The sequence below is a fragment of the Pseudomonas sp. TUM22785 genome (assembly GCF_028198105.1).
GTDB lineage: Bacteria > Pseudomonadota > Gammaproteobacteria > Pseudomonadales > Pseudomonadaceae > Metapseudomonas > Metapseudomonas solani.
This window is the reverse complement of record NZ_CP116239.1, coordinates 6,863,425-6,882,575: the sequence shown is the minus strand read 5'-3', so window position 1 is coordinate 6,882,575 and position 19,151 is coordinate 6,863,425. Positions and strand designations below refer to the sequence as shown.

At 61.4% G+C, this 19,151-nt stretch carries 8 protein-coding genes, 2 tRNA genes, 3 rRNA genes and 1 pseudogene; 7 read left to right on the top strand and 7 right to left on the bottom strand.

Annotation, left to right across the window (positions count from 1 at the left end):
• Positions 1-451: 451 nt before the first annotated feature.
• From PI990_RS30820 to PI990_RS30805, 4 genes are all read right to left on the bottom strand, one after another.
• Positions 452-3,007, bottom strand: a complete 2,556-nt coding sequence (locus PI990_RS30820; RefSeq protein WP_271659429.1) for a LuxR C-terminal-related transcriptional regulator — start codon at positions 3,005-3,007, stop codon at positions 452-454.
• A gap of 177 nt (positions 3,008-3,184) precedes the next feature.
• Positions 3,185-4,555 carry a DUF1329 domain-containing protein gene (locus PI990_RS30815; protein ID WP_031287008.1) on the bottom strand — a complete coding sequence of 457 codons (1,371 nt, stop codon included), beginning with the start codon at positions 4,553-4,555 and terminating at the stop codon, positions 3,185-3,187.
• A 25-nt stretch (positions 4,556-4,580) separates the two neighbouring features.
• The gene (locus PI990_RS30810) at positions 4,581-6,347 is read right to left on the bottom strand and encodes a DUF1302 domain-containing protein (RefSeq protein ID WP_184491977.1); all 1,767 of its coding nucleotides are present in this window, start codon (positions 6,345-6,347) and stop codon (positions 4,581-4,583) included.
• A gap of 214 nt (positions 6,348-6,561) precedes the next feature.
• Positions 6,562-7,470, bottom strand: coding sequence for a LysR family transcriptional regulator (locus PI990_RS30805; protein ID WP_021217420.1), 909 nt, complete (start codon positions 7,468-7,470; stop codon positions 6,562-6,564).
• 184 nt (positions 7,471-7,654) lie between these two features.
• On the opposite strand from PI990_RS30805, the gene PI990_RS30800 reads away from it, so the two are divergent.
• From PI990_RS30800 to rrf, 7 genes are all read left to right on the top strand, one after another.
• Entirely contained in the window at positions 7,655-8,836 is a 1,182-nt protein-coding gene (locus PI990_RS30800; protein ID WP_021217419.1) for an acyl-CoA dehydrogenase, read from the top strand.
• A gap of 72 nt (positions 8,837-8,908) precedes the next feature.
• Positions 8,909-10,132, top strand: a complete 1,224-nt coding sequence (locus PI990_RS30795; protein WP_043243039.1) for a CaiB/BaiF CoA transferase family protein — start codon at positions 8,909-8,911, stop codon at positions 10,130-10,132.
• Between the two features lie 511 nt (positions 10,133-10,643).
• Positions 10,644-12,180, top strand: a 16S ribosomal RNA gene (locus tag PI990_RS30790).
• 95 nt (positions 12,181-12,275) lie between these two features.
• A tRNA-Ile gene (locus PI990_RS30785) sits at positions 12,276-12,352 on the top strand.
• A 27-nt stretch (positions 12,353-12,379) separates the two neighbouring features.
• A tRNA-Ala gene (locus tag PI990_RS30780) sits at positions 12,380-12,455 on the top strand.
• Positions 12,456-12,691: 236 nt separating this feature from the next.
• A 23S ribosomal RNA gene (locus PI990_RS30775) occupies positions 12,692-15,583 on the top strand.
• Positions 15,584-15,714: 131 nt separating this feature from the next.
• Positions 15,715-15,830 (top strand): 5S ribosomal RNA (gene rrf / locus PI990_RS30770).
• Together the 16S, 23S and 5S rRNA genes with 2 tRNA genes alongside form the textbook arrangement of a ribosomal RNA operon.
• A 375-nt stretch (positions 15,831-16,205) precedes the next feature.
• On the opposite strand, the pseudogene PI990_RS30765 reads toward rrf, so the two are convergent.
• The 3 genes and pseudogenes from PI990_RS30765 to PI990_RS30755 form a co-directional block, all read right to left on the bottom strand.
• Positions 16,206-16,349, bottom strand: a pseudogene (locus tag PI990_RS30765) (6-pyruvoyl trahydropterin synthase family protein); the annotation flags it as partial.
• Between the two features lie 153 nt (positions 16,350-16,502).
• Positions 16,503-18,440: a type II secretion system secretin GspD gene (gene gspD / locus PI990_RS30760; protein ID WP_158480972.1), complete on the bottom strand. Its 1,938-nt coding sequence runs from the start codon at positions 18,438-18,440 to the stop codon at positions 16,503-16,505.
• A gap of 13 nt (positions 18,441-18,453) precedes the next feature.
• On the bottom strand, positions 18,454-19,125 hold the full coding sequence (locus tag PI990_RS30755; protein WP_271659428.1) for a type II secretion system protein N: 672 nt from the start codon (positions 19,123-19,125) through the stop codon (positions 18,454-18,456).
• Between the last annotated feature and the right edge of the window lie 26 nt (positions 19,126-19,151).

Below are 19,151 nucleotides of genomic sequence, written 5' to 3'. Positions count from 1 at the left end.
GCACAAAACCGCTGGTGCACAGGGTGCGAACCGGCGGGCGCGGCATTTTGCAGGCGAACCGCGAGTGCTTCAAGGAGTTCTGAAGCTAAACGCGGCAGTAACTACAAGTCACCAATTGACCGGTGAAACGGCCATTTGATTCAAAGCACCGCCCGGACTGGCTGCGAAGCCTATCCGGAGGCCCTGTGGGCGGGAAATGACATCCCTGACATGAATGGCTGTCCATCAGGCCATGCCGGACCCACTGGGGAGGCCGCGACATCCTGCCGTTATTGGCGGCGCGACTGTTAGTCAGCGTTTTTTATAGTTGCCATAAGTGTCTGGAAAACGGGGCTTCTGTAGCTTTGATGAATAATTGACTACAGGGTCAAATATTCTCGAAAGGCCCATTCCAGAGGGGTATGTACAGGCAGGGCGGGTGCGCCCTGTGGTGGATTGTCGCGGGTGGGCCTCAAACCAGCAGGCCGAGGCTCTTGGCGCGCATCACCGCTTGAGTGCGGCGCTTCACGCCGAGCTTGCTGTTGATCTTCTTGGTGTGGGTTTTCACCGTGTTCACCGAGATGAACAGGTAGCTGCCGATCTCCTGGTTGGAGAAGCCTTCGGCGAGCAGTTGCAGCACCGAGCGTTCGCGCTGGCTGAGCAGGTTGCTGTTGTCGGTCTCGCCCGCCACGCCGGGGCGCCCGGTAGCGCTGCCGGCGGCCGGCCATTCCTGCAGCAGGCCCTGCATGCCGAGGCTCGCGGCCTGTTGCCGGGAATCGCGCTCCAGGTTGGCGGCATCTTCGAGACCGAGCCAGCGCGCCGCTTCGGCCAGGGCCAGGCCCACTTCACAGGCCAGCGGCCGGAACTGGAGGAATTCGCAGCGCTGCAGCAGCGGGCGCAGCATGGCCTCGGCCTGTTCGGCGCGACCTTCCGCGAGGTGTACACGGGCCAGCAGGAGCAGGTTGCGCAGCGGCAGGGTGGGGTAGTCCAGGGGTGGCATCCAGGGGCTTTCGCCTTCGAAGTAGCGCTGGACGCGCAGGCCCACGGGTTCGACGCGATCCCAGCGTTGCTGGCGGCCGAGCACGCGCATGCTCTGCAGGCTGAGCACGCCGTTGAAGGACAGCCGCCAGACCTGGCGGCAATGCATCTCCCGCTCGGCATCGCGCAGGTGGACGAAGGCCTGGTCGAACTCGCCGCGCCGCGAGCAGAGCTCGGCCAGCCCGAGGTAGCCGTGCAGGGCGAAGGGATCGGCGCATTCCAGGGCTTGTGCCAGGCCGATGCGCAGCTCGGCTTCGCCTTCGTCGAGGCGGCCGTGGATGAGGTGCAGCTCGCCCTGGATCAGGTGCAGGCGGCCGAGCAGCAGCCCGTCCACCGCCTTGCGCTGGCCGATCAGGGCGAAGCTCTGGGTCACCAGCCCCTGGGCGCGGGCGAATTCGCCGCGCAGCAGCAACAGGCGGGTGCGATCGAGGTTGATCAGGGTTTCGAACAGCAGGCTGCCCTGGCGGCGGGCGATTTCCAGGGCGTCGTGCAGGCACACCGGGGCGAGGTCGGGTTGGCCGCTGGCCATGGCGATGCGGGCCAGGGCGGAGTGGCACAGCAGGATGGGCATCCAGTCCCGTTCGGGCAGGTGCTCCAGGGCTTGCTGGCAGTGCAGGGTGGCGTCCTGCCCGGGGCGGCCGCGCAGGGCGCCGAGCACGCCGTGCAGGGCCTGCCAGTTGGCCAGCAGCTTGCGATTGCGGCGGGCGTCGGCCTGGGGCAGGAAGCGGCCGAGCTTGTGGATGCAGTCCTCGGCTTCGTCCAGGCGCCAGGCCAGCAGCAGGGCCCAGGCGTTGAGGGTGAGCAGGCGCGGCGTGCTTTCCAGCAGCAGGGCGGGGAGGCGGCCGCGCCAGGCCAGCAGGTGGGCGAGGTGCTGTTCGCCGGTGAGCCATTCCTGGCCCAGGTGCTCCAGGTAGTTGGCGGCGACTTCCGGTTGCCCGGCGCAGAGCGCTTGCTCGATGGCGTCTTCCACCTGGCCGGCGGCGATGAATACCCGGCAGGCGGCCAGGTGCAGGTGCGCGGCGGCGGTGGCGGAGATGCGGTTGCGCAGGACCTTGGCCACGGCCGGGAGTACCCGGTACCAGTGGCCGTCGTTGTCCAGCGGCATGAAGAAGGCCTGGCGGGCGAGCAGGCGCGAGAACAGGTCGGCGCCGTCGCTTTCTTCCCACAGCTGGCGGCACAGGTCGGCGGAAACCTTGGGCAGGTGGACCAGGGCGAACAGGCAGCGGGCTTCTTCCTCACCCAGGCGGGCGAGGAGTTCGTGGTCGAGGTATTCCTTGAGCCAGCAGTGGGTGGTGGCTGCCGCGTTGCCGGCGTGGGGGTGGTTGCGGCTGGACAGTTGCAGGCGGGTGCCGGCGCACCAGCCTTCGCTTTCTTCCCAGAGCTCCTGGCGCTGGGCTTCGCTGGCCTGGGGGGCGAGCTGGTCGACCAGGCGCTCCAGTTCGTCACGTGTGAGGGCGAGCTGGGTGGCGTCGAGCTCCTGCAGCTCGCCGGCCAGCAACAGGCGCGGCAGGTTCCAGTCCGGCCGCTGGCGGGCGCTGACCAGCAGCTGCAGGTTGGGCAGGGCACGGGCGAGGAGCTGGTCGATGCAGGCGTCGAGTTCGGCGGGCGGCTGGCTGGGGTAGTCGTCGAGCACCAGCCAGAGGGGCTGGTTGCCGCCGTCCAGCAGTTGCAGCAGGGCCAGTGGCGCAGGCAGGTCGGGCACCGGGCGCTGCAGGGCGGTGGCGATCTGCGCGACCAGTTGCTGGGGTTGCAGCGCCTGGCCGGCGAGGTTGAGCCAGAGCACCTGGCCCGGGTCACGCAGGCCCAGCAGCAGCTCGCTGAACAGCACGCTCTTGCCGAAGCCGGCGGGGGCGCAGAGCAGGCGCAGGCGGCTCTGTTCGGCGAGCAGGCGTTCGGTGAGCCGGGGGCGCGGCACGTGGGCCGGCGGCAGGCGCGGGATGCTGGGGTGGGGGGCGCGAACGGACGGAACGCCGGAGCTGCTGCGGGGCATGGCGGTTCTCGCGGATGTTGTTGTTATGGGATGAACCGTGGTCATTGAGACTAGACCCAAGGCGGCCACAGTTGAAGCGCTATGGCCGGGAATGATTGTGCGCCATAACGCAACCCCGGAACGCACGCGCCCCGGACAGGCCGGGGCGCGTTTGCAGCGGTTGGAGCGTTGGTTGGATCAGCGGATGCCGGCGTTGCGCAGGGCGGCCGGGGTGTAGTCGGCGCCGCTGGCCTTGAAGCCGAACTCGGTGCCGTGCTTCTCCTCGTTCTTCAGGCCCAGGGCGATGTAGCGGCCGGCGATGATGTCGTACAGGGCTTCCAGGGTGTAGCCGGAAACCTGCTGGCCATAGTGGTACTCGGCATGGCCTTCGCCGACGCGCCAGAGCTGGCCGCGACCGTCGTAGTGGTCCACCAGGGCCACCTGCCAGCTGTCTTCGTCGATGTACATGTGGCGCTTGGCGTAGATGTGCCGCTCGCCGGACTTGAGGGTGGCTTCGACTTCCCAGACGCGGTGCAGCTCGTAGCGGGTCAGGTCCTGGTTGATGTGGCCGGCCTGGACGATGTCCTTGTACTTGAGCGAGGTGGAGTCGAGCTTGTAGCTGTTGTAGGGGATGTACATCTCCTTCTTGCCGATGAGCTTCCAGTCGTAGCGGTCGGGCGCGCCGGAGAACATGTCGAAGTTGTCGGCGGTGCGCATGCCGTCGGCGGCGGTGCCGGGGCCGTCATAGGCGACCTGGGGCGCGCGGCGCACGCGGCGCTGGCCGGCGTTGTAGATCCACGCCAGGCGCGGCTCCTTGACCTGGTCGATGGTCTCGTGGACCAGCAGTACGTTGCCCGCCAGGCGCGAGGGCGCGAGTACCCGTTGCTTGAAGTAGAGGAGGATGTTGGCGGCCTTGTCCTGGTCGAGGTCGGTCATGTCGCCGGGGAAGGCGACTTCGTCCTGGAACTGCACCGGGGAGAAGGAGCCGTTGGTTTGCGGGGTGACCTGCACCACGAGGCGCCGGGCGTTGCCGCCGCGGTAGCGGGTGATGTGGTTCCACAGCACCTGGACGCCGTCCTTGGGAATGGGGAAGGCGTAGTAGTGGCTGGCGGCGAAGTTGGAGAGGCCGTTGCCGCCATCCACCGGCTGGGTGTTGACCGCGCTCTGCTTGGCGGCGGCGTAGATGGCCTCCGGCGCGGCGGCGGTGCGGTGGGTGGTGTAGACCGGGATCTTGTAGGTCTCGGGGTAGCGCTTGAACATCGCCAGTTGGCCTTCGGAGAGCTTGTCCTTGTACTGCGCGGCGTTGGCGGCGGTGATGGTGAACAGCGGCTTCTCGCTGGCGAAGGGGTCGGCGAGGAAGCCATTGGCGTCGATCGGCGCGGCGTTCCTGGGCAGGCCACCGGTCCACTCGGGGATGCTGCCGTCAGCGTTGCCGGCCTTCTCGGCGCCCAGCGGGGTGAGGCTGGTGCCGAGCTTGGCCGCTTCGTCGGGCGATACCGCGGCCATCACGGTGGCGGCCAGCAGGCTGAGGGCCAGCACACCGCCTTGCAGGATTCTTGTGGTTCTCATTGTGCGAGTCCTATGCGGTCGTTGATCAGAAGTTCAGGCCGAAACTGAGGGCGATGAAGTCGCGGTCAGTGGTGGTGTTGTAGTGGCCGCCGAAGAAGTCGGTGTAGCTGAGGCTGGCGGTGTAGGTGTTCTGGTATTCGGCGTTGAGGCCGAGGCTGATGGCCTTGCTGCCTTCGTTGAAGTTGGGGCCGTAGCCGTCGACGTCATGGGACCAGGCGACGCTGGGGGTGAGGTTGATGCCGGCGAAGACGTTGCTGTAGTCCAGGGCGGCGCGGGCGCGGTAGCCCCAGGAGCTGCTGGTGTAGAAGCCCTTGTCGTTGCACTCGCGTTGCGCCGGGCTGGTGGCGGTGAGCGCCAGGCAGGTGGCTGCCGAGGAGAGCTGGCCGGGGCCGTAGATGGGGTCGCGGCCGTAGCGCAGTTCGCCCATGTCGTCGTCGAGGCCGCCGATGTGGTTGTAGCCGACCTCGGCCACCAGGGTGAGGCGGCTGGCGCCCATGACCTGGTCGACGAACTGGGTGGCGGTGACCTGGGCCTGGGTGACGGGCTTGCGCTCGTAGCCGTGGAGGATGGCGCCGGCGGTGTTGCTGCCGTGGCCGCTTTCGAAGATCGGCGAGGAGGGCACGGCCAGGGCGGCGAAGGACAGGTCGGTGCTGTTGAGCTGCAGCGGCATGTTGGGGCGGAAGCTCAGCTCACCGGCGACCGAGGTGCCTTCGATGTTGGTCTGGAAGCTGACGCCGTAGAGGCGGATGTCCTCGGGGTATTCGATGAAGTAGCGGGCGCCCGGGGCGCCGGGGATCACTGCCAGGCTCGGGGTGGTGGTGCGGATGGTGCTGAAGATCGGACCACGGCTGTGGTAGTTCATCGCATAGGCGCCGAACTCGGTGTCGTTGAACTCCGGGACGAACCAGCGCATGGCGACGCCGAACTGGCCGCTGTCGCGGGCGTCATTGTCGCCGGCGCGGGGGATGTAGAGGGTGGCGCCGGTGTTGGGCGAGACGCCGGGCGGCAGGTCCGGGCCGTTGACGATCAGGCGGTCGGTGCAGCCATCGGCGACCACGTCGGCGGTGGAGAAGAAGGTGCCGCAGTTGTCGGCCACCGTCTGGTCCCATTCCAGCTGGTAGAAGGCTTCCAGCGAGAGGCTGTCGGTCAGGCTCTGGGACAGGTAGATCATGTTGACCGGGATGAGGCCTTCCTTGATCTCGGCGCCGGGACGGCGGAAGGCGGCGGCGTCGATGGGGTTGATGCTGTTGATCGAGTTGCCGATGAAGGTGCTCTCGCCCCAGCTGACCACCTGCTTGCCCACGCGCACGCTGCCGGGCAGGTCGCCCAGGTTGTAGTTGTGGTAGATGAAGGCGTCGAGGATCTGCGCGCCGGAGGATTTGGCGCCCTCTTTGCGGTTGTGGTCGTCGATGTCGTAGAACTCGCGGTGCTCGTCCTTCAGCTCGAAGTCGTACCAGTACTTGCCGCGGATGAAGACGCCGGTGTCGCCGTACTTCAGCTCGAGGTCGTGGATGCCCTTGAAGATCTTCGAGAAGGTTTCGCCCTTCTTGAAGTTCAGGCGGCCGTCATCGGAGGTGCGCGACAGCGCTTCGCCCCCGCTGGCGACGGAGATGAATTCCGGGTCCGGCGCGCGGGTGCCCCAGCTCGCGCCGACGGACAGCGACGAGTCGAACTGCGCTTCTATTTCCCCGATGTTGAAGGTGATGGCGAAGGCGGGGGCGGTGCACCCCAGTGCCACGGCGGCGGCCAGCGCGTGCGGCCGGAAGATTCCGCGCATTGTTCTTGTTGTCATGCGGCTCTCCAGTGAAGGATGAAGGAGGCCTCATGCTAATCAGCCGAAAGTCTGCCCATAACTGCCTGAACGGGCGATTTCGCCTATCACCCGGGTGGGTGATGCCATCGCCCGGGCGGGGCTTTGCGGGGGCTTTTCAGGGTGCGGGCGCCGGCGTGGGATGACCTGGCGGGGTGCGCTGCTACTTTGCGTGACAGTGCCGGGGGCTGGCGTCTCAGTCCTGCCCGGCCTGCTGGCGATAGAGGCGCGCGGCTTCCACCAGCCAGTCGCGGAAGGCGCCGAGGGCGGCGGACTCGACCTTGCGCTCGGGGATGATCAGGTAATAGGCCTTGTCGCTGCGGAAGCTGTGGTCCAGGGCGGTGACCAGGCTGCCGTCGGCCAGCTCGCGCTGGATCAGGAAGGGCGGGATGAGGGCGATGCCCATCTCGTGGGTGGCCGCCTGGGCGAGCATGGAGAACAGTTCGTAGCGCGGGCCGCTCATGTCGCGGGCGACGTTGAGGCCGAGGGAGCCGAACCATTGGCGCCACGCATAGGGGCGGGTGGTTTGCTGCAGCAGCGGCAGCCGGGCGATCTCGCTGGCGCTGAGCCGCTCGCGGCCTTCCAGCAGGCGCGGGCTGCACACCGGCACCGAGAGTTCGTGCATGAGGAAGTGGGATTCGGTGCCGGACCAGTCGGCGTCGCCGAAGTAGAGCGCGGCGTCGAAGGCGGTGTCGGCGAAGAGGAAGGGGCGGGTACGGTTGGTGAGGTTGACCGTCACTTCCGGGTGCAGGCGCTGGAAATCGGCCAGCCGGGGGACCAGCCACTGGGTGCCGAAGGTGGGCACCACGGCCAGCTCGATGGCCATGGCGCCCTGCTGGCCCATCACGGCGAGGGTGTCGCGTTCCACGGCATCCAGCTGGGTGGCGATGCGCCGGGAGTAGGCGAGGCCGGCTTCGGTGAGCTTCACGCCACGGCGCGAGCGGCGGAACAGCTCCAGGCCGAGGAATTCTTCCAGCCCGCCGATCTGCCGGCAGACCGCGCTCTGGGTGAGGGCCAGTTCTTCGGCGGCCTTGGTGAAGCTTTGGTGCCGCGCGGCGGACTCGAAGGCGATCAGGGCGCTGGTGCTGGGGATCTTGCGACGCATGCTGTACCTCTGCCTCACAATTGAGCGGCTTAAATGGCGGTCATGGCGGTTTCGGAGTGAGAAATTAGCACAAGAGGGTGCGAAATCCTCGTTTGCCCCTCTCGCCCAGCACTGTCTAGGATGAATGCATACGACAAGACGGGCGCGACCCGTTCCGCATCCACCGCTTACCGAGGATTCCTCCATGGCTGCCAAAGCTGCTTTCAACTGGATCGACCCGCTGATGCTGGACCAGCAACTGACGGAAGAAGAGCGCATGGTGCGCGACAGCGCCGAGCAGTTCGCCCAGGACAAGCTGGCCCCTCGCGTGCTGGAAGCCTTCCGCCATGAGAAGACCGACGCGGCGATCTTCCGTGAGATGGGTGATGTCGGCCTGCTGGGCGCGACCATCCCGGAGGCGTACGGTGGCAGCGGCCTGAACTACGTGTGCTACGGCCTGATCGCTCGCGAGGTGGAGCGTGTCGATTCCGGCTACCGCTCGATGATGAGCGTGCAGTCGTCCCTGGTGATGGTGCCGATCAACGAGTTCGGCAGCGAAGCACAGAAGCAGAAGTACCTGCCCAAGCTGGCCAGCGGTGAGTGGATCGGCTGCTTCGGCCTGACCGAGCCGAATCACGGTTCCGACCCGGGCTCGATGATCACCCGTGCGCGCAAGGTGGATGGCGGCTATCGCCTCAGCGGCAGCAAGATGTGGATCACCAACAGCCCGATCGCCGATGTCTTCGTGGTGTGGGGCAAGGACGATGCCGGCGATATCCGTGGCTTCGTGCTGGAGAAGGGCTGGGAAGGCCTGAGCGCTCCGGCCATCCACGGCAAGGTGGGCCTGCGCGCGTCCATCACCGGTGAGATCGTGATGGATAACGTGTTCGTACCGGAAGAGAACATCTTCCCCGAGGTGCGTGGCCTGAAGGGGCCGTTCACCTGCCTGAACTCCGCTCGCTATGGCATCTCCTGGGGTGCCCTGGGCGCTGCCGAGTTCTGCTGGCACACCGCGCGCCAATATGTGCTGGACCGCCACCAGTTCGGTCGCCCGCTGGCCGCCAACCAGCTGATCCAGAAGAAGCTGGCCGATATGCAGACCGAGATCACCCTGGCCCTGCAGGGTTGCCTGCGCCTGGGTCGCATGAAGGACGAGGGCACCGCCGCCGTGGAGATCACCTCCATCATGAAGCGCAACAGCTGCGGCAAGGCGCTGGACATCGCCCGCCTGGCCCGCGACATGCTGGGTGGCAACGGCATCTCCGACGAGTTCGGCATTGCCCGTCACCTGGTGAACCTGGAAGTGGTGAACACCTACGAGGGCACCCATGACGTGCACGCGCTGATCCTCGGCCGCGCGCAGACCGGCATCCAGGCGTTCTTCTGATCCATGGCCTGCCACTCCTTCTATATATAGAGGGAGTGGTGCCTGCCTTTACTTCCTTCTTCAGGTGATTCCATGGCCGGTGCCCTTTCGCATATCCGCGTGCTCGATCTCTCCCGCGTACTGGCTGGCCCCTGGGCCGGGCAGATACTCGCCGACCTGGGCGCCGAGGTGATCAAGGTGGAACGGCCGGGCGCGGGGGATGACACCCGTTCCTGGGGGCCGCCCTACCTGAAGGACGCCGATGGCCGAGACACCAGCGAGGCTGCGTACTTCCTCTCTGCCAACCGCAACAAGCAATCGGTGACTATCGACTTCACCCAGGCCGAAGGGCAGGCGCTGGTGCGCAAGCTGGCGGCGGAGTCGGACATCCTCATCGAGAACTTCAAGGTGGGTGGACTGGCTGCTTATGGGCTGGACTATGAATCCCTGAAGGCGATCAACCCGCGTCTCATCTATTGCTCCATCACCGGCTTCGGCCAGTTCGGGCCTTACGCCAAGCGTGCGGGCTACGACTTCATGATCCAGGGGCTGGGCGGGCTGATGAGCCTGACCGGGCGCTCGGACGTGGAGGAGGGCGCCGGGCCGGTGAAAGTGGGGGTGGCGCTGACCGATATCCTCACCGGGCTGTATTCCTCTGTCGCCATCCTCGCTGCATTGACAGCACGGGAGACGACCGGGCGTGGCCAGCACATCGACATGGCGCTGCTGGACGTGCAGGTAGCCTGCCTGGCCAACCAGGCGATGAACTTCCTCACCACGGGCAACGCACCGCGCCGGTTGGGGAATGCGCACCCCAATATCGTCCCGTATCAGGACTTCCCCACCGCAGACGGGGATTTCATCCTCACCGTCGGCAACGATGGGCAGTTCCGCAAGTTCTGCGAGGTAGCCGGCCACCGGGAGTGGGCTGACGACTCGCGTTTTTCTTCCAACAAGGCGCGGGTGGCGAACCGGGCCGAGCTGATCCCGCTGATCCGCCAGGCCACTGTGTTCAAGACCACGGCCGAATGGGTAGCGGCGCTGGAGGAGGTTGGCGTGCCCTGTGGGCCGATCAACGACCTGGCGGCAGTGTTCGAGGATCCGCAGGTGCTGGCCCGTGGCTTGAAGGTGGAGCTGCCGCACGCGCTGTCGGGGCTGGTTGCCCAGGTGGCGAGCCCGCTGCGGTTGTCCGACACCCCTGTGGAATACCGCCTCGCGCCGCCGCGCTTGGGCGAACACACCGATGAAGTGCTCGCGCGGGTACTGGGGCTGGACGGCGGCGCTATCGCCACGCTGCGCGACAAGCAGGTTATCTGACCCTTCCTATATAGAGAGGGAAAGGGTGATTCCTGACCGTTTGAACAAAAGATTCAGCTTTTTTCAAAATGGGGGTTTACACCCATCCTCGCTCATGTAGAATGCGCGCCTCGCTGAAGCGGAACGCTCCGCTGAAGCAAGTAAGTTGTTGAAACGAAAAGAAATTTTCAAAAAACAACTTGACGCGGTGTCGGGGTGATGTAGAATGCGCCCCTCGCTGAAGAAGACGAAGTCAACTGAAGCGCTAAGTTGTTGAGTAGAAAGAAAAAATTCTTCGAAAAACAGCTTGACAGATAGAAAGGCTGCTGTAGAATGCGCGGCCTCGGTTGAGACGAAAGACTTAATCGAAATTGCTCTTTAACAATTTGAATCAAGCAATTCGTGTGGGTGCTTGTGATGTAAGACTGGTAGTCGACTGATTATCAGCAACACAAGTAACACTCGTGAATTCGAGAGTTTATTTGCGATTGCTGAGCCAAGTTTAGGGTTTTCTCAAAACCCAAGCAGTATTGAACTGAAGAGTTTGATCATGGCTCAGATTGAACGCTGGCGGCAGGCCTAACACATGCAAGTCGAGCGGATGAGTGGAGCTTGCTCCATGATTCAGCGGCGGACGGGTGAGTAATGCCTAGGAATCTGCCTGGTAGTGGGGGACAACGTTTCGAAAGGAACGCTAATACCGCATACGTCCTACGGGAGAAAGCAGGGGACCTTCGGGCCTTGCGCTATCAGATGAGCCTAGGTCGGATTAGCTAGTTGGTGAGGTAAAGGCTCACCAAGGCGACGATCCGTAACTGGTCTGAGAGGATGATCAGTCACACTGGAACTGAGACACGGTCCAGACTCCTACGGGAGGCAGCAGTGGGGAATATTGGACAATGGGCGAAAGCCTGATCCAGCCATGCCGCGTGTGTGAAGAAGGTCTTCGGATTGTAAAGCACTTTAAGTTGGGAGGAAGGGCAGTAAGTTAATACCTTGCTGTTTTGACGTTACCGACAGAATAAGCACCGGCTAACTTCGTGCCAGCAGCCGCGGTAATACGAAGGGTGCAAGCGTTAATCGGAATTACTGGGCGTAAAGCGCGCGTAGGTGGTTCAGCAAGTTGGATGTGAAAGCCCCGGGCTCAACCTGGGAACTGCATCCAAAACTACTGAGCTAGAGTACGGTAGAGGGTGGTGGAATTTCCTGTGTAGCGGTGAAATGCGTAGATATAGGAAGGAACACCAGTGGCGAAGGCGACCACCTGGACTGATACTGACACTGAGGTGCGAAAGCGTGGGGAGCAAACAGGATTAGATACCCTGGTAGTCCACGCCGTAAACGATGTCGACTAGCCGTTGGGATCCTTGAGATCTTAGTGGCGAAGCTAACGCGATAAGTCGACCGCCTGGGGAGTACGGCCGCAAGGTTAAAACTCAAATGAATTGACGGGGGCCCGCACAAGCGGTGGAGCATGTGGTTTAATTCGAAGCAACGCGAAGAACCTTACCTGGCCTTGACATGCTGAGAACTTTCCAGAGATGGATTGGTGCCTTCGGGAACTCAGACACAGGTGCTGCATGGCTGTCGTCAGCTCGTGTCGTGAGATGTTGGGTTAAGTCCCGTAACGAGCGCAACCCTTGTCCTTAGTTACCAGCACGTTATGGTGGGCACTCTAAGGAGACTGCCGGTGACAAACCGGAGGAAGGTGGGGATGACGTCAAGTCATCATGGCCCTTACGGCCAGGGCTACACACGTGCTACAATGGTCGGTACAAAGGGTTGCCAAACCGCGAGGTGGAGCTAATCCCATAAAACCGATCGTAGTCCGGATCGCAGTCTGCAACTCGACTGCGTGAAGTCGGAATCGCTAGTAATCGTGAATCAGAATGTCACGGTGAATACGTTCCCGGGCCTTGTACACACCGCCCGTCACACCATGGGAGTGGGTTGCTCCAGAAGTAGCTAGTCTAACCGCAAGGGGGACGGTTACCACGGAGTGATTCATGACTGGGGTGAAGTCGTAACAAGGTAGCCGTAGGGGAACCTGCGGCTGGATCACCTCCTTAATCGAAGACATCAGCTTCTTCATAAGCTCCCACACGAATTGCTTGATTCACTTGCGAAAAGCGATTGGGTTGTTAGACCCGAGAGTAAGACGATTGGGTCTGTAGCTCAGTTGGTTAGAGCGCACCCCTGATAAGGGTGAGGTCGGCAGTTCGAATCTGCCCAGACCCACCAATTGTCATGGGCGTGGCAGGTCTTCGAGGGGCCATAGCTCAGCTGGGAGAGCGCCTGCTTTGCACGCAGGAGGTCAGGAGTTCGATCCTCCTTGGCTCCACCATCCACTCTAAATAATCGCTGAAAGCTCAGAAATGAGTGCCTTGAGAATGGCATTGATTTCTGGTCTTTGCGCCAGAACTGTTCTTTAAAAATTTGGGTATGTGATAGAAGTAGACTGAATAATCTCTTTCACTGGTGATTATTCAAGTCAAGGTAAAATTTGCGAGTTCAAGCGCGAATTTTCGGCGAATGTCGTCTTCACGTTAGAGACAATAACCAGATTGCTTGGGGTTATATGGTCAAGTGAAGAAGCGCATACGGTGGATGCCTTGGCAGTCAGAGGCGATGAAAGACGTGGTAGCCTGCGATAAGCTTCGGGGAGTCGGCAAACAGACTTTGATCCGGAGATCTCTGAATGGGGGAACCCAGCCATCATAAGATGGTTATCTTGTACTGAATACATAGGTGCAAGAGGCGAACCAGGGGAACTGAAACATCTAAGTACCCTGAGGAAAAGAAATCAACCGAGATTCCCTTAGTAGTGGCGAGCGAACGGGGACTAGCCCTTAAGTGGCTTTGAGATTAGCGGAACGCTCTGGAAAGTGCGGCCATAGTGGGTGATAGCCCTGTACGCGAAAATCTCTTAGTCATGAAATCGAGTAGGACGGGGCACGAGAAACCTTGTCTGAATATGGGGGGACCATCCTCCAAGGCTAAATACTACTGACTGACCGATAGTGAACCAGTACCGTGAGGGAAAGGCGAAAAGAACCCCGGAGAGGGGAGTGAAATAGAACCTGAAACCGTATGCGTACAAGCAGTGGGAGCCCACTTTGTTGGGTGACTGCGTACCTTTTGTATAATGGGTCAGCGACTTATTTTCAGTGGCGAGCTTAACCGAATAGGGGAGGCGTAGCGAAAGCGAGTCTTAATAGGGCGTCTAGTCGCTGGGAATAGACCCGAAACCGGGCGATCTATCCATGGGCAGGTTGAAGGTTAGGTAACACTGACTGGAGGACCGAACCGACTACCGTTGAAAAGTTAGCGGATGACCTGTGGATCGGAGTGAAAGGCTAATCAAGCTCGGAGATAGCTGGTTCTCCTCGAAAGCTATTTAGGTAGCGCCTCATGTATCACTGTAGGGGGTAGAGCACTGTTTCGGCTAGGGGGTCATCCCGACTTACCAAACCGATGCAAACTCCGAATACCTACAAGTGCCGAGCATGGGAGACACACGGCGGGTGCTAACGTCCGTCGTGAAAAGGGAAACAACCCAGACCGTCAGCTAAGGTCCCAAAGTTATGGTTAAGTGGGAAACGATGTGGGAAGGCTTAGACAGCTAGGAGGTTGGCTTAGAAGCAGCCACCCTTTAAAGAAAGCGTAATAGCTCACTAGTCGAGTCGGCCTGCGCGGAAGATGTAACGGGGCTCAAACCATACACCGAAGCTACGGGTATCACGTAAGTGATGCGGTAGAGGAGCGTTCTGTAAGCCTGTGAAGGTGAGTTGAGAAGCTTGCTGGAGGTATCAGAAGTGCGAATGCTGACATGAGTAACGACAATGCGAGTGAAAAACTCGCACGCCGAAAGACCAAGGGTTCCTGCGCAACGTTAATCGACGCAGGGTTAGTCGGTCCCTAAGGCGAGGCTGAAGAGCGTAGTCGATGGGAAACAGGTTAATATTCCTGTACTTCTAGTTACTGCGATGGAGGGACGGAGAAGGCTAGGCCAGCTTGGCGTTGGTTGTCCAAGTTTAAGGTGGTAGGCAGAGTGCTTAGGTAAATCCGGGCGCTTAATGCCGAGAACTGATGACGAGTCGTCTTTTAGACGATGAAGTGGTTGATGCCATGCTTCCAGGAAAAGCTTCTAAGCTTCAGGTAACTAGGAACCGTACCCCAAACCGACACAGGTGGTTGGGTAGAGAATACCAAGGCGCTTGAGAGAACTCGGGTGAAGGAACTAGGCAAAATGGCACCGTAACTTCGGGAGAAGGTGCGCCGGTGAGGGTGAAGGACTTGCTCCGTAAGCCCATGCCGGTCGAAGATACCAGGCCGCTGCGACTGTTTATTAAAAACACAGCACTCTGCAAACACGAAAGTGGACGTATAGGGTGTGACGCCTGCCCGGTGCCGGAAGGTTAATTGATGGGGTTAGCGCAAGCGAAGCTCTTGATCGAAGCCCCGGTAAACGGCGGCCGTAACTATAACGGTCCTAAGGTAGCGAAATTCCTTGTCGGGTAAGTTCCGACCTGCACGAATGGCGTAACGATGGCGGCGCTGTCTCCACCCGAGACTCAGTGAAATTGAAATCGCTGTGAAGATGCAGTGTATCCGCGGCTAGACGGAAAGACCCCGTGAACCTTTACTGTAGCTTTGCACTGGACTTTGAGCCTGCTTGTGTAGGATAGGTGGGAGGCTTTGAAGCGTGGACGCCAGTCTGCGTGGAGCCATCCTTGAAATACCACCCTGGCATGCTTGAGGTTCTAACTCTGGTCCGTTATCCGGATCGAGGACAGTGTATGGTGGGCAGTTTGACTGGGGCGGTCTCCTCCTAAAGAGTAACGGAGGAGTACGAAGGTGCGCTCAGACCGGTCGGAAATCGGTCGTAGAGTATAAAGGCAAAAGCGCGCTTGACTGCGAGACAGACACGTCGAGCAGGTACGAAAGTAGGTCTTAGTGATCCGGTGGTTCTGTATGGAAGGGCCATCGCTCAACGGATAAAAGGTACTCCGGGGATAACAGGCTGATACCGCCCAAGAGTTCATATCGACGGCGGTGTTTGGCACCTCGATGTCGGCTCATCACATCCTGGGGCTGAAGCCGGTCCCAAGGGTATGGCTGTTCGCCATTTAAAGTGGTACGCGAGCTGGGTTTAGAACGTCGTGAGACAGTTCGGTCCCTATCTGCCGTGGACGTTTGAGATTTGAGAGGGGCTGCTCCTAGTACGAGAGGACCGGAGTGGACGAACCTCTGGTGTTCCGGTTGTCACGCCAGTGGCATTGCCGGGTAGCTACGTTCGGAAGAGATAACCGCTGAAAGCATCTAAGCGGGAAACTCGCCTCAAGATGAGATCTCACTGGAGCCTTGAGCTCCCTGAAGGGCCGTCGAAGACTACGACGTTGATAGGTTGGGTGTGTAAGCGCTGTGAGGCGTTGAGCTAACCAATACTAATTGCCCGTGAGGCTTGACCATATAACACCCAAACAATCTGACGATTGTTGTTATAAGGTGAAGTCGACTTAGCCGAAAATTGGCCAGAACTTGCAAAGCCTTATCACATACCCATTCGGGGTCGCGTCCTAGACGATACCCCAACCGAATTGCTTGACGACCATAGAGCGTTGGAACCACCTGATCCCATCCCGAACTCAGTAGTGAAACGATGCATCGCCGATGGTAGTGTGGAGTTTCTCCATGTGAGAGTAGGTCATCGTCAAGCACCTATACCAAACCCCCGATCTTCGCAAGAAGGTCGGGGGTTTGACTTTGCGCGGCAGAAAAGTTGGCAAGCGACGTAGCAGTGTCCGCGAGACCCGCTTGGGGCAGCACTATGCTCCGGCCAAGGTGCAATGGCACGGCTTGCCACGGCGACTTGCAGGGGCGACTTCAGTCGCAAAGCAGCCCGAAGGACTGCCACGCCTATAAGCCTTGCTGCAGCCGATCCCGCTATTTCCGCTGAGCCGAAGAGCCCCCGGACCGAAGTCCGGGCTACATCCGGTCCACGCCCCGGCTCACAGGCGATGCAATCGACAGGATCTGCACACAACAAAAAGGCCACCCGAGGGTGGCCTTTTGTATTTGCGCAGGAGAAGAGTCAGTCGCCCCGATACTCGCAACCACTGGTGCAGGTCTCGTGGATGCGCACGCGGCTGAGCTCGGGAAGCAGCGGCTTGAGCTGTTGCCAGATCCACTTGGCGAGCACTTCGCTGGTGGGGTTCTCCAGGCCGGGGATGTCATGCCTTGGCTGCCGGCGCGCCCAGGTCCAGGCTCGGTTCCCATGCGCTTGCGCGAAGCCCTTATACCCCCGCCGGCACTTCGGCATGCCGAAGAGCCTCAACGGCTGCCCAACAAAAAGCCACCCGCAGGTGGCTTTATGAACCGTCAATCCCTGCTACTGCGGCGGTAGTGGTACGGATTTGATCTTCAGCTCCTTCTCCGCGCTGTTGACGCGTTCCGGCAGCGTGGGCACACCCTTGGCGATGTCCTGGTCGGCGTAGCGCAGTTGGCGTTCCCGGATGAAGTTGTACTTGCCTTCAGTCAGTTGGTCAGCGTGTTCGAAGTCGTTGATGATGGTGGGCTTGATGAACACCATCAGGTTCTTCTTGCTCACTTCCTTGCGGTCACTGCGGAACAGCTGGCCAATGATGGGGATCTTGCCGAGGAAGGGCACCTTGTCGCCCGAGTCCCGTACCTCATCCGAGATGAGCCCGCCCAACACCAGGGTCATGTTGTCCTTGATCAGTACCCGCGTTTCCACCGAGCGCTTGTTGGTCACGATGTCGGCCGCGCTGGTGTCGTTGGTGACGCTGGAGATCTCCTGGTAGACGTTCAGGGTCACCGAGTCTCCCTCGTTGATCTGCGGCTTGATCTTCAGGGTGATACCCACGTCCTGGCGCTCGATGGTCTGGAACGGGTTGGTGGACGGGTTCGAAGCGCTGGTCGAGCTCCCGGTAACGAAGGGCACGTTCTGGCCGACCACGATCTTGCCTTCCTCGTTGTCGAGGGTGACCAGGTTGGGCGTCGACAGGATGTTCATCGAGTCATCGGTGGACAGCGTGCGAATCAGCGCCCTCAGCGAACCGTTGCTGTAGAAGCCCAGGCTCAGCCCGGCATCCAGCTTGGGAGGCGTGCCACCGGGGAAGGTATCGACCGTATTGCCCTTGAGCGAAGACTTGAAGCCGCCGTAGAAACCGTCACCGCCGATGGCGCCATCCGAGGTCTTCCACTGCACGCCCAGTTCGTTGACCTTGCTGTCCGAGACCTCGACGATCACCGCCTCCACCAGCACCTGCGCGCGGCGGATGTCCAGCCGCTGCACCACGCCTTCCACGGTCTTCATGATCGCCGGCGGCGCACTGATCACCAGGGCATTGGTGGTGTCGTTGGCCTGGATGGAAATCTCCGCCCCGCTGATGCCCACATCCTTGTCCTGCTTCTGCAGGCTGGTGGCTACGTTCTGCAGGATCTGCGCGACTTCCGAAGCCTTCAGGTAATGCAGGTAGATCACCTGGGTGTCGCGGATGATGTTCCCTGGGCGATCCAGGTTGGCGAGTACATCGCGCAACTGCTGGCGTTTGCTCGGGTCACCTGAGATCAGGATGCTGTTGGTGCGCTCGTCCACCGAGACGCTCATCTTGCTCGAACCCTCGGCGCCGCCACCCTGGGGCACCAAGGTACCGAGCATGCTGGACAGCTCCTTGGCATTGGCGAACTTCAGCGGGATCACATCGATCTCGAACTGGCCGGCGCGGTCGATCTCCGAGATCAGCTTCAGCAGCTGGCTGATGTTCGACGCCCGGTCGGAAATGATCAGCGCATTGCTATCGGGGTACGCCGCCAGGTGCCCCACCTGCGGCACCATAGGCCGCAGGATGTTCACCAACTGCGTCGCCGGCACGTGCTGCGTGCGGATCACCCGCACCACCTGCTGGTCATCGTTCAGCTTGTCGTCGTCCACCAGCGGCACGCCGCTCTGCTTGGCGTTCGCGTCGGGAATCACCTTCACCGCGCTGTCCGACTCGATGGCGGAGAAGCCGTGTACCTGCAGCACCGAGAGAAACACCCGGTAGGCCTCTTCCGGCTTCATCGACTCGTTGGAAATGACCGTCACCTTGCCGGTCACCCGTGGGTCGATGATGAAGTTCTTGCCGGTCGTCTTGGCGATCCACTCGATGAAGGAGCGGATGTTGGTGTCCTGCATGTTGATCTTCACATCGCTGGACGCCGCAGGCGCCTCGGCCGCTACCGGTTTTTCATCGGCGTGGGCAAGGGTGAAGGGGAAGAGCAGGCACAGGCTGAGCAATAGGCACGACGGGGCTCTGGTGGACACTTCCATTACTCGACTACTTGTTCTGCGCGAGTTTGCGCTGAATGTATTGCTGATAAGCGGTGGGCACACCCTGGCTCGCAGGTACCGGCTCCGCCACGGCGGGCAGCGAGCTGGCCAGGGTGTCGGTCACCGGTTCGATGTTCTGGGCAACGGGCATGGGCGTCGGGCTTTCCGGCGCGGGACTGGCCCCTGGTATATCGCCATAGCCGCGGAAGGTGATCTGTTCCAGCTTGCCGTTGCGCTTCAGCGTGATCCGGTGGCTCTCAATGCGTTGCACGGCAATGCCGGGGCGGACTTCCTCCCCGGGCTTGAGAATGAGGGTGCGATCACCGTCTTCCAGGATCGCCGTGCTCTGTTCGGCCGGGACCACGAAGAAAATCGCCGAAACCTGCAGGTCCAGGTTGCTTTCAGGCAGCTTCTCCAGCGCCTCGGCGGCCACGGATTCGGCATCGGCGCTGGAACCGAACAAACCGAGCAGGCCTTTGCCGAGTTGCGTCGGGCCATCCTGCGGGCCGGGCTCGCTCGCCTCGGTGGGCGCGAGTACTGGCGGTTGCAGGGCAGCTCGAAGCTGCAGGCCTTGCCACACGAGGGCGGCGAGCACGAGGAGGAAGCACAGGGAGAGCGCCGACAGCTTGACTGAGCGAGTGCCCGCGAGCCGGGTCAGCGTGTGAAGGATGGTGGCCATGGACTCTTCCCTGTAATGGCGCGGCA

Bases quoted from the DNA above. Each gene is read 5' to 3' on its own strand.
- PI990_RS30820 (WP_271659429.1), bottom strand. From the start codon at position 3,007: ATGCCCCGCAGCAGCTCCGGCGTTCCGTCCGTTCGCGCCCCCCACCCC.
- PI990_RS30815 (WP_031287008.1), bottom strand. From the start codon at position 4,555: ATGAGAACCACAAGAATCCTGCAAGGCGGTGTGCTGGCCCTCAGCCTG.
- PI990_RS30810 (WP_184491977.1), bottom strand. From the start codon at position 6,347: ATGACAACAAGAACAATGCGCGGAATCTTCCGGCCGCACGCGCTGGCC.
- PI990_RS30805 (WP_021217420.1), bottom strand. From the start codon at position 7,470: ATGCGTCGCAAGATCCCCAGCACCAGCGCCCTGATCGCCTTCGAGTCC.
- PI990_RS30800 (WP_021217419.1), top strand. From the start codon at position 7,655: ATGGCTGCCAAAGCTGCTTTCAACTGGATCGACCCGCTGATGCTGGAC.
- PI990_RS30795 (WP_043243039.1), top strand. From the start codon at position 8,909: ATGGCCGGTGCCCTTTCGCATATCCGCGTGCTCGATCTCTCCCGCGTA.
- PI990_RS30755 (WP_271659428.1), bottom strand. From the start codon at position 19,125: ATGGCCACCATCCTTCACACGCTGACCCGGCTCGCGGGCACTCGCTCA.